Source organism: Citrobacter sp. FDAARGOS_156 (assembly GCF_001559235.2).
In the GTDB taxonomy this organism is placed as follows: domain Bacteria; phylum Pseudomonadota; class Gammaproteobacteria; order Enterobacterales; family Enterobacteriaceae; genus Citrobacter; species Citrobacter youngae.
This window is the reverse complement of sequence record NZ_CP014030.2, coordinates 653,577-667,386: the sequence shown is the minus strand read 5'-3', so window position 1 is coordinate 667,386 and position 13,810 is coordinate 653,577. Positions and strand designations below refer to the sequence as shown.

The following is a 13,810-nucleotide window of genomic DNA, read 5'->3' as shown; positions in this document are numbered from 1 at the left end:
ACCTTACGCAACGGTTAGCTGACCCGCATAGAGAATAAAAAAGCGCAGCAGCAGTACGCCGGTCAGGCTGGCGCCGCACACTGCCAGCACGCCATGAAACGTCGAACTGCGATTGGCCCAGGGTTTTAGCAGCATCGGCAGTATCAGCCCAAGCCCGGCCACGCCCAGCCAGAACCACCAGGTCCAGAATCCGCCGCCCAGTGCCGCTGCCAGCGCACGCATTTTGCCGTCATCGCCCAGCGCCAGACCAACAAAGAACGCCGCCAGCAGGAAGATCTCCAGCCATACCACCGGGACTTCCATGCGATGCACAAAGTGCGCTTCGGTGCTGTGCGGGTTGCTACGATGGCGTAATGCCATGGCGATCAGCGCCACCGCCGCGCCGGAGGAGATCCCGGAGAACAGGAACAGCACCGGCAGGATCGGGTTATTCAGGAACGGGTAGGATTTCAGCGCCGACAGCAGGAACCCGGTATACGCCCCGAGCAGGACCGCCAGCACCAGCATCAATGTCTCCAGCGCGCGATGGAACGGCGTGATTAGCGTCAGGAGTTTTGAGACCATCGTCAGTCGCGGCACGAACCGCTGTTGCAGGGCAATCACCTCTTTTTCAAAGATTTTTGCCAGCCACAGCACTAACACCACCATGTACAACTGGAACAGCATGACCCCCATAGACATCACCGAAGTGAAGCTGTAGTGGAACATCAGTTTCCAGAAGGTCCATGGACGCGTCAGGTGGAACACCAGAATCAGCAAACCGAAGATAATCGCCCCCGGCCCTAACACCAGCGTGGTGCGCAGCAGCGTGCTGTCAGAACCACCCGCCTGCGGATGGAAACGACGCAGCAGAATCGCCAACGTGACCAGTCCGGCAGAGATACCTATCAGGAACAGATAGATGGCAATGGGCCAGTCCCACACCAGTGATTCGAAATGAAATGCAGAAGCGGATGTCATTGGCTCACCTCCCCAAATTTAAAGGGAACGCGGTAGACCTTCGGTTTTGTACCCAACGCCAGTTTGTAACGGTAGGTGGTTTTCTGCTGCAACAAACGGGAGATATCGCTGTTGGGATCGTCCAGATTACCAAACGTCAGCGCCTTCGTCGGACATGACTCAACGCAGGCAGGCTGTTTGCCCGCTTTCAGGTTGGTTTTCCGGCAGAAATCGCATTTATCCGCCGTTTTGCTTACCGGATGGATAAAGCGCACACGATAAGGACACGCGGCGATACAGTACTGGCAGCCAACGCAAAGGTCGGGGTTCACATCCACAATGCCGTTGGCGGCATCGCGATACGATGCCCCCGTCGGGCAGACGTCAACGCAGGGAGCATGGTCACAATGCTGGCACGAGTGACGGAAGAAGCGATACTTCACATCAGGAAATGTCCCTTGCGGCTCGCTGCGAATAATCGTCAGACGCGATACACCTTCCGGCACGTTGTTAACTTCCCGACAAGCATCCATGCAAGCCGTACAGCCGATGCATAAAGACTCATCATGAACCATACCGTAACGCACGCCGTTGATGTTCAGCGTCTTCGCCACAACGCGTCCCGCCGTCCCGCTCACTGCCACCAGCGCGCCGACGCCGGTGATAAACTGGCGACGAGAGCAACTCATGGATGCTCCTTAAGCAACGGAACCGACGCCGGGTTAAAGTTCGGATTGTTACGCTGATCGCTGTGGCAATCGACGCAAATCTTGATCCGTCCTTTATCGCTCAGCGTCTGCATCGTGTCTTGCTTCGGATGCAGTGAGTGACAGCTGGCACACGCCACTTTGGTTACGTGGACATCGTGCGGCCAGAACGCTTTTTGCAACTGCTCAGGCAGGTGACAGGACATACAGACGCTGTTCTGCTGCTCCACGTTGTACATCGGCTCGTTAAAGCGCATCACATCCTTCACCCCTTCACGGTGGTTCGGTGACGGCTGGCCGTGACAGTTGGTGCAGGTGACCGGCAGTTTGTTATTCGGGTTGATGACTTCCGCATGCTTACCATGCATGCCTTCGGTATCGGGCTTATGACAGTCCAGACAGGCGGCATCCGGATTACGCTGTTGGGTAACCGTCCAGCGTTGATCCGACTCCTGCGGCGTTGGCGTGGCAGTGATTCCACTCAGGCTCCAGAACAAGCCTGACGCCAGCACCCCAGCAGTTAATAACGAACGTAATACGCTCATATTCACTCCGTTGAGTTATCCGCCCCTTGCGGGGCGAAATGGGGTTATTGGCTTAACAGACCGTTTTTACGCGCCTGATCTTCCCACTGCGGAATCACCGTTTTGATGAAGTCCTGTTTCTCAGCATTGATTTGCTGCATGTTCAGACCAATCGCCGCCTGGGCTTTCTCTTTGGTAGAGATATCCGGTAACGGGATTTCATGCGTGATGCCTTTGGTCGCCAGCAGACGGACCAGTTTGGTACGCGCATCGGCAGCTTTATCCATGGCGCTACCCAGCATCCGCAGGCCTTCTTCCGGCGCGTGCATGTGAATACCGTGTGAGGCGATAGACAGGTCCCAACGCCATTGCGCGTGGCGAATGTCTTCCAGAATCGGCTTCATTTCCGCTTCCGTTGCGCCCGCATCCCATGCTGCTTTCGCTTCGAAATGGGCATGTACCAGTTGATCTTCAACCTTGATTTTCAGGTCATGAATGGCCTGTTTACGCTCGGCGACCACTTTTTGCAGGGACGCTTTGTCCTGGGTGTGGCAGTTCGCACAGGTCTGAGCGAAGTTATCGAACGGATTCCCAATCTTATGGTCGGTGTAGATCTTGCCTTCCGCGTTCTGCACTTTCGGCATGTGGCAGTCGATACAGGTCACGTTGTTCTTGCCGTGAATGCCTGCGCTCCAGGTTTCATACTCCGGGTGCTGCGCTTTCAGCATTGGGGTTTTAGACAGGGAGTTGGTCCAGTCAGAGAAGGCGATGGTGTCGTAGTATTTCTCCATGTTCTCGACTTTCATGCCGTCGTCCCACGGGAACTTAACGGCTTTGTTTTTACCGTCGAAGTAGTACTCCACGTGGCACTGGCCGCAGACCATGGATTGCTGATCGAAGCGACCGGCTTTCTCAAACGGTTTGCCGATGGTTTCCATCGCGCGTTCAGCATAAGGGCGCGACAGCGTCAGTTCTGGCTTGCCTTTGGCAAAGTCTGGTGACGCGGTGTTATGGCAATCTCCGCAGCCAAGATTGTTAACAATTTCAGGACCGCCGCGCGCCCATTTACCGTGGAAGTAGCCATCTTCACCGTCTTTCTGGATCAGACGCGCCACGTCCGGGCTTTTACAGCTCCAGCAGGCCATCGGCAACGGACCATCTTCTGCCGTTTTGGGTGCACCGGTACGTAAGGTTTCACGGACATCGGTCACGGCATACGCGTGCCCGCGCGGTTTGTTGTAATCGCGCGAGAAGGGATATCCCGCCCACAGGATCACCAGACGCGGATCTTCTGCCAGCGCATCTTCACGGGCTGATTGCTCAGACGTGGCTTTCCAGGAGAGATATTGATCGGGATGCTGAGGGGCGAAGACTTCATTCTTCGCTTCAACGGTGACGGTTTTTGCGGGTACGGGGGTTTGTTCAGCGTGAACTGCAGAGATAAATAATAAAGGTACTAACAGGCTGAAGAAACGGCGTACGCGTGATTTTATCCTTGCCATAGGGGTCTCATCCAGATGACGCCATTATCTGCAATGGCGGTTCTTTTATTGTTTTCCATAACAGCAACCACACGAATACTGTCATGACATTGCTCCACCCTATTTGTAACAAGAAACCCCACAAGAAATGTTGTTTTTAATCAATTGTAAGTGTATGTAAAATACCACTTTAGAGTTATTTACCCCTTCTAATCCCTCACTCTTTTGTCTATACCCGACACAGATCACCTTTTCAAAACTCTCTATATAACCGCATGTTATCGCGAGGTTTAATCAATTTTTGCTAGTTCTCTTCAAAATTCAGTTTGCCGCTAATTTGCACAATTCGGTTATTGCGTGATCTGTCGCCCAAATACTAAACAAAACTCGCAAAGCCCCTACATTTAACGTTTGTGCGACATATTATTAACATCCTACAAGGAGAACAAAAGCCATGAGCCAAATACACAAACACGCTATTCCCGCAAACATTGCGGACCGTTGCCTGATAAACCCGGAGCAGTACGAAGCGAAATACCAACAGTCCATTACCGATCCCGACACATTTTGGGGCGAGCAGGGAAAAATTCTTGATTGGATCACGCCATACAGCCAGGTAAAGAACACCTCTTTTGCACCCGGCAACGTGTCGATTAAATGGTACGAAGACGGCACGCTGAACCTGGCGGCAAACTGCCTTGACCGCCATCTGCAGGAAAACGGCGATCGTACCGCCATCATCTGGGAAGGCGATGACGCCAGCCAAAGTAAAAACATTACCTATCGCGAACTGCATCGCGATGTTTGTCGTTTCGCCAATACATTGCTGGATTTAGGCATTAAAAAAGGCGATGTGGTAGCGATCTATATGCCGATGGTGCCGGAAGCTGCGGTCGCCATGCTGGCCTGCGCCCGCATTGGCGCGGTGCATTCGGTCATCTTCGGTGGGTTCTCACCGGAGGCCGTCGCCGGACGTATTATCGACTCCAATTCACGCCTGGTGATCACCGCTGATGAAGGCGTGCGCGCCGGACGCAGCATCCCGCTGAAAAAGAACGTCGATGATGCGCTGAAAAACCCGAACGTGAAGACCGTGGAGCATGTGGTCGTCCTCAAACGAACCGGTGGAAAAACGGAATGGCAGGAAGGCCGTGACCTGTGGTGGTCCGATCTTATAGAAAAAGCCAGCCCTGAACATCAGCCGGAAGAAATGAACGCGGAAGATCCGCTGTTTATCCTGTATACCTCTGGTTCAACCGGTAAGCCAAAAGGCGTGCTGCACACTACCGGCGGATATCTGGTTTACGCGGCAACGACCTTTAAGTATGTGTTTGATTACCATCAGGACGATATCTACTGGTGTACTGCTGATGTGGGTTGGGTTACCGGCCACAGCTACCTGCTGTACGGTCCGCTGGCCTGCGGTGCCACCACGCTGATGTTTGAAGGTGTACCTAACTGGCCGACCCCGGCGCGTATGTCACAGGTCGTGGACAAGCACCAGGTCACAATCCTCTATACTGCGCCAACGGCTATCCGCGCCCTGATGGCAGAAGGTGATAAGGCGATTGAAGGCACTAACCGTTCATCGCTACGCATTTTGGGTTCCGTTGGCGAGCCGATTAACCCGGAAGCATGGGAGTGGTACTGGAAGAAAATTGGCAACGAAAAATGTCCGGTCGTTGATACCTGGTGGCAGACCGAAACCGGGGGATTCATGATCACCCCACTGCCGGGCGCCACCGAGCTGAAAGCCGGTTCTGCAACGCGTCCATTCTTTGGCGTACAACCAGCCATCGTTGATAACGAAGGTAACCCGCAGGAAGGGGCGACCGAAGGCAACCTGGTGATCACCGACTCCTGGCCGGGTCAGGCGAGAACGTTGTTTGGCGATCACGAACGCTTTGAGCAAACCTACTTCTCTACCTTCAAGAATATGTACTTCAGCGGCGACGGCGCGCGTCGTGACGAAGACGGCTATTACTGGATAACCGGACGTGTGGATGACGTGCTGAACGTCTCGGGCCACCGCCTGGGTACAGCAGAAATCGAGTCGGCGCTGGTGTCGCATCCAAAGATTGCCGAAGCCGCCGTGGTCGGCATTCCACATAGTATTAAAGGCCAGGCCATTTACGCCTACGTCACGCTGAATCACGGCGAAGAGCCGTCACCTGAGTTGTACGCCGAGGTGCGCAACTGGGTACGAAAAGAAATTGGCCCGTTAGCAACGCCAGACGTGCTGCACTGGACCGACTCACTGCCGAAAACCCGCTCCGGCAAAATCATGCGCCGTATTCTGCGAAAAATCGCGGCGGGCGATACCAGCAATCTGGGCGATACCTCAACCCTCGCCGATCCTGGCGTGGTAGAGAAACTGCTCGAAGAGAAGCAGGCCATCGCGATGCCATCATAACCATAACCGTGAAATGCCCGATGGCGCGCTGCTTATCGGGCCTACAAATCCTATCCCTACCCCTCCCCTGACCGGGAAGGAAATATAAAAACCTCCCCCAAAGGATTTCGTGTTACAGGAAGGCGGCAAGCAAGCATATCCCCAGCCACATAGTTCACTATGTGACTGGGGTAGGCGAGTGCGGCCAACGAACCTGTAGCACGAAAGACGCAGGGGGACCTCTGGAGAACTCTGTGATGAATGACCAAATTTATCAGCGGATAGAAGACAGTGCGCGTTTCAGGGAATTAGTTGAAAAACGGCAACGGTTTGCCACCATTCTGTCCATCATCATGCTGGCAGTTTATATCAGCTTTATTTTACTGATTGCCTTTGCGCCTGGCTGGCTGGGTACGCCGCTACACGCGGGAACCAGCGTCACCCGGGGTATTCCGATTGGGGTCGGAGTGATCCTCATCTCCTTCATCCTGACCGGGATCTATATCTGGCGGGCCAACGGTGAATTTGATCGCCTGAACAATGCGGTTCTGCACGAGGTTAAAGCATCATGAAGAGAGTCCTGACGGCGCTTGCCGCCACGCTGCCCTTCGCCGCAAACGCGGCGGATGCTATTAGCGGTGCAGTTCAACGCCAGCCAACCAACTGGCAGGCGATTATTATGTTCCTGATTTTCGTCATCTTTACGCTCGGTATTACTTACTGGGCGTCTAAGCGCGTACGTTCGCGTAATGACTACTACACCGCTGGCGGTAACATCACCGGTTTCCAGAACGGGCTGGCGATTGCGGGCGACTATATGTCGGCGGCATCGTTCCTCGGGATTTCCGCGCTGGTGTTTACCTCGGGTTATGACGGGCTGATCTACTCGCTCGGCTTCCTGGTCGGCTGGCCAATTATCCTGTTCCTGATTGCGGAACGCCTGCGTAACCTCGGTCGTTATACCTTTGCAGACGTTGCGTCTTATCGTCTGAAGCAGGGGCCAATCCGTATTCTGTCGGCCTGTGGTTCCCTGGTGGTGGTCGCGCTGTATCTGATCGCCCAGATGGTCGGCGCAGGTAAGCTGATTGAGCTGCTGTTTGGTCTGAACTATCACATCGCCGTGGTGCTGGTTGGCGTACTGATGATGATGTACGTGCTGTTTGGCGGCATGCTGGCAACCACCTGGGTACAGATCATTAAAGCCGTTCTGCTGCTGTTCGGCGCCAGCTTTATGGCCTTCATGGTCATGAAGCACGTCGGCTTCAGCTTCAACAACCTGTTTACCGAAGCGATGGCGGTACACCCGAAAGGCTCCGCGATTATGAGCCCGGGCGGTCTGGTAAAAGATCCGATATCCGCCCTGTCGTTAGGTCTTGGATTGATGTTCGGTACGGCAGGCTTGCCGCATATTCTGATGCGTTTCTTCACGGTCAGCGATGCCCGCGAAGCGCGTAAGAGCGTATTCTATGCCACCGGCTTTATGGGTTATTTCTACATCCTGACCTTTATCATCGGCTTTGGCGCGATCATGCTGGTAGGTGCTAACCCAGAGTACAAAGATGCTGCAGGCGCACTGATCGGTGGTAACAACATGGCGGCGGTTCACCTGGCGAATGCGGTGGGCGGTAACCTGTTCCTCGGCTTCATCTCTGCAGTGGCGTTTGCCACCATCCTGGCGGTGGTTGCCGGGCTGACGCTGGCGGGCGCATCGGCAGTTTCTCACGACCTGTACGCCAACGTGTTCCGCAAAGGCGCTACCGAGCGTGAAGAACTGCGCGTCTCGAAAATTACCGTACTGATATTGGGTGTGATTGCCATCGTGCTCGGCGTGCTGTTCGAAAATCAGAACATCGCCTTCATGGTGGGTCTGGCGTTCGCCATCGCGGCCAGCTGTAACTTCCCCATCATTCTGCTTTCCATGTACTGGTCAAGACTGACCACCCGTGGCGCAATGCTGGGTGGCTGGTTAGGTCTGTTAACAGCGGTAGTATTGATGATTCTCGGCCCAACCATTTGGGTCCAGATCCTCGGTCACGAAAAAGCCATTTTCCCGTATGAATATCCGGCGCTGTTCTCCATCAGCGTAGCGTTCCTCGGGATCTGGTTCTTCTCTGCGACCGACAACTCAGAAGAAGGCAACCGCGAACGCGAGCAGTTCCGTGCTCAGTTCATCCGTTCCCAGACCGGGTACGGTGTAGAACAAGGTCGTGCACACTAACCTCCCTTCTCCTCCGGCTTTCGGGCCGGAGGATTATATCTTTTCTCAGAACATCAGCCTCGCCACCAACGGTGCCACCAGCACCATCACCACACCGGAAAGCATCATTACCAGACTGGCAACCACGCCCTCCTGCTGACCAAGCTCATAAGAGCGCGCCGTGCCTGCGCCATGCGATGCGGCGCCAAATCCTGCGCCTTTCGCCATTCCTTCACGAATGGAAAGCCGTAAAAACAGCACATCGCCGACCGCCATACCAAATACACCGGTCACTACCACGAACAGGGCCACCAGGTCCGGCTGCCCGCCCAATGGCTCTGCTGCCGCCAGCGCAAATGGCGTGGTGACGGAACGTACCGCCAGGCTACGTTGGATCTCATCAGGTAGCATAAACAGACGCGCCAACCACACAGAACTGGTGACAGCCACCAGCGTCGCTGTGATCACCCCCGCCGTCAGCGACATCCAGTGACGCTTAATCACCGCGAGGTTATCGTATACCGGAACAGCGAAGGCAATGGTCGCGGGACCTAATAACCACAGCAGCCAGTGTGATTCGCCAATATAGTTCTGCCAGGAAATATGCCCGAACACCAGCATCAGCACCAACAGTGCTGGCGTGAGGACCAGCGGCATCAGCGGTAATTTGCGAAAACGGCGATACAAACGCTTATTAGCAAAGTAGATACCCAGCGTAATCACCAGACACAACACGCTTAGCTGGAAATTACTCACGGTTTAACCTGCTCATTTCATAGCGATACACTTTATCGACCACCCACGCCGTGGCGCCGAGCACCATCAGCGTGCTTATCGCAATGACAGCAAAAATACGCCAGCCATCGACTAACAACAGCTGCGTATAGTTGACGACGGCCACCACTGCCGGAACAAAAAACAGCAGCATTTCAGCCAGTAACCAGCGGGCACCGGCGCGTATCCAACTCAGCGGGATAACCCGACAGACAATTAATGCCAACATCAGCACCATCCCGACCAGGTTGGCGGGAAGCGGCAGATGCAGCCAAGAGACAAGATATTGAGCAAATACAAAGAGACCTGCGTACAACAGAACCTGAACGGGGATCTGGAGTCGTTGAATGACAGCAGGCGTCACGCGGCTTATCGCCACAGCCATGAGGGTATGTCCTTAAAAAATAGAGAGCGCCAGTATAGAGAGCCTCCGTCCAGGACTGAAATGAATTAAACTCATTGCAGGCATAGTCTTAAGGAATAATCATGGATATCAGAACGCTGCGATATTTTGTTGAGGTGGTGCGTCAGCAGAGCTTTACCCGCGCAGCGGAGAAGCTTTTTGTCACCCAACCCACCATCAGCAAAATGTTGAAGAACCTTGAAGACGAGCTGAACTGCACGCTGTTAATCCGCGACGGTCGGCGGCTTTTATTGACCGATACCGGACAGGTTGTTTTTGAGCGCGGTCTGGCGATTTTGGCCGAGTTTCGCCAGCTTGAAGCCGAACTTAGCGACATTAACCATCTGAACAAAGGGCTATTGCGCCTTGGTATCCCGCCAATGGTCGGTATGTTGATGGCAGGTCCCATCAGCCTGTTTCGCCAGCGTTATCCCGGCGTTGAGCTTAAAATATCGGAGTTTGGTGGCTTAACCGTCCAACAGGCAGTCATGAGCGGTGATTTGGATGTTGCCATGACGGCCCTTCCGGTCGAGGAAGAGAGTGGACTGGCAACCTTACCGCTTTTCAGTCATCCGCTCTGCGTGCTGGTCCCCCGCTCCGGTCAGTGGACAACGTGTGAGTCCATTTCCCCCGAAGCGTTAGCGGAGCACCCGCTGCTGATCTATAACGAAGATTTCGCCTTGAGTCGCCAGCTGCTTGAACTGTTTAGCCAGCACAACGTCAAGCCGCGCATCGCGGTACGCAGCGGGCAGTGGGATTTTCTGGCGGCCATGGTACAAGCCGGAGTCGGGATTGCCATTTTACCGGAGCCAATTTGCCAACGACTGGATAAACAGACGCTGCGCTGGATCCCGCTGGAGAGCGATTTACGCTGGCAACTGGGCATGATTTGGCGTGAAGGCGTGTATCTGTCGCACAGCGCTCAGGCGTGGCTGACATGCTGCGAAGGGTTTTGGTTAACGCAAGAATCGTAAGTGCCGGATGCGGCGTAAACGCCTTACCCGGCCTACAATTCGATTCCGTAGGCCTGATAAGCGTAGCGCATCCGGCACAACCGTTTATTGGTTCTCGATCAGCAACGCTTCCAGCAAGTCCAGATCGTGCAACAGTTTCTGCAGCGTTTCATTGCTGATTTCGCGCGTGGCGCGCAGGTGATAAAGCTCTGCACGTTCTGAACGCAATGCCGCCAGGCGGAAACGTCGCTCGAGGTTCTCTTCCTGTAATGAGCTTTCCACATCGTTACGTCCATCGACGCGACGGCGCAGGTTACCGATTACACGAGAGCTCACTTCGGTCAGCAGTTGATTATCAATATTCTCTTCGCTGTCCGCCGCCAGACGCTCTTCCATTTTCTGGATAGCAACAATCGCGACTTCCGCCGTCGCAGCGCGGGCTATCCGCTCTTCTTTCAGTTGCTGCGAGTGATCTGCCACTTCCAGGTGTTGCAGCAGAATCGGTAGCATCACTACACCGACAAACAGAGAGAACAGGATCACGCCCGCGGCAAGGAATACTAGCTCGTAGCGCGCCGGGAAGCCGCTACCATCCGGCAACAGCAGCGGGATAGAGAGCACACCAGCAAGCGTAATCGCCCCGCGAACCCCCGCAAAGGAGGCGATCAGGATTTCACGCGTTGTCCATGAGCCAAACTCCATCGGCTTTTTCTTCAGGAAGCGCAGACTGAATTTTTTCATCGTCCACAGCCAGCCAAAACGCACCAGCATCAGCGCTACGTAAATCAGCACGATATCGGTAAACAGCATCCAGGTTTCAACGTTCGGATCGGCTTCTGCCGCCACCAGAGAAGACTCCAGAATCCCCGGTAATTGCAGCCCTAACAGCAGGAAGACCATGCCGTTAAAGACGAACTCCAGCATTGCCCAGGTGCTGTTAGCACGTAAGCGCATCGCCAATGGCGCACGACGCATTACGCCTGAACGGGTTATCGTCATCCCGGCTGCGACCGCCGCGAGGATCCCGGAAACACCAATGTGTTCGGCAATCAGGTAAGAAGCAAACGGCAGCAGGAACAGCAGAACAATTTGCGTTGCCGGCTCATCGCCGCCCCAGCGGCTAAGAAAGCGCAGAGAGCGTCCATACAACCAGCTGACGACAAAACCCGCCAGGATGCCGCCAATCGCTACCTTAAAGAACTCAACCGTCGCACCACCAACGGTAAACACCATCGTTCCCATTGCCACGGCCACAGCAAATTTCAGCGATACCAGGCCAGACGCATCGTTCATCAACGCTTCGCCCTGCAGGATGCCCATGATTTTCTTCGGTATACGCCCCTCGCCTACAATGCCAGAAAGGGCAACGGCATCGGTTGGCGATAACACTGCGGCCAGCGCAAAAGCGGGGATCAGCGGAATCCCCGGGACCAGCCAATAAATCATAAAACCAATGCCGACCACCGTAACCAGTACGAGCGCCAGTGCCAGACCGAAGATCTCTCGTCCGTGCTCCAGAAACTCACGCGTTGGCGTCTTCCAGCCATCGGCAAACAGCAGCGGCGGGATGAACAGCACCAAAAACAGCTCAGGATCGAATTCCACATGCAAACCAAACGTCGGCCACGCCAGCAAGGCGCCGATGGCGATCTGCATAAGGGGTAAAGGGAGTTGGAAGGGCAATACGCGAGTAAATACCCCCGACAGCGAGACCACAAGGGTCATGATGAGTATGGTGAAAAAGATTTCCATGCGTTCCCTGTTTGCGATGTTTCTTATGATTAGTGGTGAGAGGCGTCGTGCCTCAATTCTATCTACTCGAGAGTAACGCAAAAGACAACGAGTGTGTTCTGAAAATAAAAACGGGCGGCAAAAGCCACCCGTTTTCAGGATCAAGAGCGTATCGGAATTAAATAGCCCAACCGCCTGCATAGAATGCAACCAGCGCCACGGCAATCACCACCGTTCCGATATTCAGTTTTCGCCATTCGCCGGAAACAATACGGCCAATAACCAGAGTGGCAAAACCGATCATAATGCCGGTCACGATATTACAGGTCAGCACGATAAAGACTGCGGTAATCAGTCCCGCCATCGCGTCGACGAAGTCGGTAAAGTCGATTTTCGCCACATTGCTCAGCATCAGCAAACCAACATACATCAGCGCCGGTGCCGTTGCGTAAGCAGGAACAAGGTAAGAGAGCGGAGAAAGGAACAGGATCAGCAGGAACAGAACACCTACGGTGATCGCCGTCAGACCGGTTTTACCCCCTGCCGCGGTACCCGCTGCAGATTCAATGTAAACCGCCGCCGGAGCAGCGCCCACCAGACCAGAGAACACACTGCTCAGGGAGTCAGTCGTTAACGCTTTGCCGCCATCGATAATCTGACCGTCTTTATCCAGCAGATTCGCCTGGCCCGCAACAGCGCGGATGGTTCCGGTCGCATCGAAGACGGCGGTCATGACCAGCGCCAGCACGCTCGGCAGAACGACAGGATTCAGTGCGCCCATAATGTCCAGGCTGCCGATCAGCGAGTTGCCGTTTTCGTCGCTCAGAGACGGCATGGCAAAAATACCGGAGAAATGCACGGCCGGATCGAAAATCAGGCCAACAACGGAAATACCGATAATAGTCAGCAGGATGCCACCCGGTACTTTCAGTTTTTCGAGGCCGATAATCACCGCCAGACCAATCAGCGACATAATGACCGGGAAGGTGTCGAAGTCACCCAGCGCAACCGGCAGGCCATCCAACGGGTTCTTAATGACCAGACCAACGCCGTTTGCCGCAATCAGCAGCAGGAACAGGCCGATACCAATACCCGTACCGTGCGCAACGCCCTGTGGCAGATTGCGCAGGATCCAGCTACGAATACCTGTCGCGGAAATGATGGTAAACAGAACACCCATCAGAAACACCGCGCCCAACGCAACAGGCACGCTAATATGCTGCCCCAGCACCAGGCTGAATGCGGTAAACGCCGTCAAAGAAATGGCGCAACCAATCGCCAGCGGCAGGTTTGCCCACAGGCCCATCACAATAGAGCCGACACCGGCTACCAGGCAGGTTGCCACAAATACAGCGGCTGGCGGGAAACCGGCTTTACCCAGCATTCCTGGAACCACGATAACAGAGTAGACCATCGCCAGAAACGTCGTTAATCCGGCAACGACTTCCTGTCGAACGGTACTGCCACGGTGCGAAATTTTAAACCAGGCGTCGAGTGAACCGCCGGTACGCGCTGAAGGCGTAGACATAGAAAACATCCCCTGAGAGTTTATTTTTCGTCATTATGCGTGCTGGACAATCCACTGCCTGCTTAACGTTTTCTCCCTGTGCCAGGTTTGCGTCAGTAGGGGTGTCGCAAAAAAGCAAACGTTTAGCTCCGCGCATAAAAACGGGTGGTAAAAAAAAGCAAACGATTATCTAGCGATCATG

12 protein-coding genes are annotated in these 13,810 nt (G+C 54.5%); 4 read left to right on the top strand and 8 right to left on the bottom strand.

Annotated features, from left to right (window positions below):
- Positions 1-3 precede the first annotated feature (3 nt).
- From nrfD to nrfA, 4 genes are read right to left on the bottom strand one after another with little or no spacing between them, the layout of a single operon-like run.
- Positions 4-960, bottom strand: coding sequence for a cytochrome c nitrite reductase subunit NrfD (gene nrfD, locus AL515_RS03240; RefSeq protein ID WP_061067029.1), 957 nt, complete (start codon positions 958-960; stop codon positions 4-6).
- The gene (gene nrfC, locus AL515_RS03235) at positions 957-1,628 is read right to left on the bottom strand and encodes a cytochrome c nitrite reductase Fe-S protein (protein ID WP_005132585.1); all 672 of its coding nucleotides are present in this window, start codon (positions 1,626-1,628) and stop codon (positions 957-959) included. Before nrfC ends, nrfD begins: the two co-directional genes overlap by 4 nt.
- On the bottom strand, positions 1,625-2,191 hold the full coding sequence (gene nrfB / locus AL515_RS03230; RefSeq protein ID WP_005132587.1) for a cytochrome c nitrite reductase pentaheme subunit: 567 nt from the start codon (positions 2,189-2,191) through the stop codon (positions 1,625-1,627). The genes nrfC and nrfB overlap by 4 nt, the downstream gene beginning before the upstream one ends.
- Positions 2,192-2,235: 44 nt before the next feature.
- Entirely contained in the window at positions 2,236-3,672 is a 1,437-nt protein-coding gene (gene nrfA / locus AL515_RS03225) for an ammonia-forming nitrite reductase cytochrome c552 subunit (RefSeq protein ID WP_048213914.1), read from the bottom strand.
- 433 nt (positions 3,673-4,105) lie between these two features.
- On the opposite strand from nrfA, the gene acs reads away from it, so the two are divergent.
- From acs to actP, 3 genes are all read left to right on the top strand, one after another.
- Positions 4,106-6,064 carry an acetate--CoA ligase gene (acs, locus tag AL515_RS03215; RefSeq protein ID WP_061067028.1) on the top strand — a complete coding sequence of 653 codons (1,959 nt, stop codon included), beginning with the start codon at positions 4,106-4,108 and terminating at the stop codon, positions 6,062-6,064.
- Positions 6,065-6,300: 236 nt separating this feature from the next.
- Positions 6,301-6,615, top strand: coding sequence for a DUF485 domain-containing protein (locus tag AL515_RS03205; RefSeq protein WP_003031750.1), 315 nt, complete (start codon positions 6,301-6,303; stop codon positions 6,613-6,615).
- Positions 6,612-8,261 carry a cation/acetate symporter ActP gene (actP, locus tag AL515_RS03200; RefSeq protein ID WP_048213916.1) on the top strand — a complete coding sequence of 550 codons (1,650 nt, stop codon included), beginning with the start codon at positions 6,612-6,614 and terminating at the stop codon, positions 8,259-8,261. The genes AL515_RS03205 and actP overlap by 4 nt, the downstream gene beginning before the upstream one ends.
- A gap of 45 nt (positions 8,262-8,306) precedes the next feature.
- Here actP and AL515_RS03195 read toward each other — a convergent pair whose 3' ends face one another.
- Together AL515_RS03195 and AL515_RS03190 are read right to left on the bottom strand one after the other, a co-directional pair.
- Positions 8,307-8,996, bottom strand: a complete 690-nt coding sequence (locus AL515_RS03195; RefSeq protein ID WP_061067027.1) for an LrgB family protein — start codon at positions 8,994-8,996, stop codon at positions 8,307-8,309.
- Entirely contained in the window at positions 8,989-9,399 is a 411-nt protein-coding gene (locus AL515_RS03190) for a CidA/LrgA family protein (protein ID WP_061067026.1), read from the bottom strand. The genes AL515_RS03195 and AL515_RS03190 overlap by 8 nt, the downstream gene beginning before the upstream one ends.
- Before the next feature lie 101 nt (positions 9,400-9,500).
- Here AL515_RS03190 and AL515_RS03185 point away from each other — a divergent pair, with 101 nt between their 5' ends.
- Positions 9,501-10,391, top strand: coding sequence for a LysR family transcriptional regulator (locus tag AL515_RS03185; RefSeq protein ID WP_040229800.1), 891 nt, complete (start codon positions 9,501-9,503; stop codon positions 10,389-10,391).
- 84 nt (positions 10,392-10,475) lie between these two features.
- On the opposite strand, the gene AL515_RS03180 is transcribed toward AL515_RS03185, so the two are convergent.
- A complete protein-coding gene (locus AL515_RS03180; RefSeq protein WP_040229801.1) occupies positions 10,476-12,122 on the bottom strand; it encodes a Na+/H+ antiporter in 1,647 nt (548 codons plus the stop codon).
- A 157-nt stretch (positions 12,123-12,279) separates the two neighbouring features.
- On the bottom strand, positions 12,280-13,629 hold the full coding sequence (ghxP, locus tag AL515_RS03170; protein ID WP_005132609.1) for a guanine/hypoxanthine transporter GhxP: 1,350 nt from the start codon (positions 13,627-13,629) through the stop codon (positions 12,280-12,282).
- Positions 13,630-13,810: the final 181 nt, after the last annotated feature.

Coding starts and splice junctions, on each gene's coding strand:
- AL515_RS03205 (WP_003031750.1), top strand. CDS start 6,301: ATGAATGACCAAATTTATCAGCGGATAGAAGACAGTGCGCGTTTCAGG.
- AL515_RS03190 (WP_061067026.1), bottom strand. CDS start 9,399: ATGGCTGTGGCGATAAGCCGCGTGACGCCTGCTGTCATTCAACGACTC.
- acs (WP_061067028.1), top strand. CDS start 4,106: ATGAGCCAAATACACAAACACGCTATTCCCGCAAACATTGCGGACCGT.
- actP (WP_048213916.1), top strand. CDS start 6,612: ATGAAGAGAGTCCTGACGGCGCTTGCCGCCACGCTGCCCTTCGCCGCA.
- nrfD (WP_061067029.1), bottom strand. CDS start 960: ATGACATCCGCTTCTGCATTTCATTTCGAATCACTGGTGTGGGACTGG.
- nrfB (WP_005132587.1), bottom strand. CDS start 2,191: ATGAGCGTATTACGTTCGTTATTAACTGCTGGGGTGCTGGCGTCAGGC.
- nrfA (WP_048213914.1), bottom strand. CDS start 3,672: ATGGCAAGGATAAAATCACGCGTACGCCGTTTCTTCAGCCTGTTAGTA.
- AL515_RS03185 (WP_040229800.1), top strand. CDS start 9,501: ATGGATATCAGAACGCTGCGATATTTTGTTGAGGTGGTGCGTCAGCAG.
- AL515_RS03180 (WP_040229801.1), bottom strand. CDS start 12,122: ATGGAAATCTTTTTCACCATACTCATCATGACCCTTGTGGTCTCGCTG.
- ghxP (WP_005132609.1), bottom strand. CDS start 13,629: ATGTCTACGCCTTCAGCGCGTACCGGCGGTTCACTCGACGCCTGGTTT.
- nrfC (WP_005132585.1), bottom strand. CDS start 1,628: ATGAGTTGCTCTCGTCGCCAGTTTATCACCGGCGTCGGCGCGCTGGTG.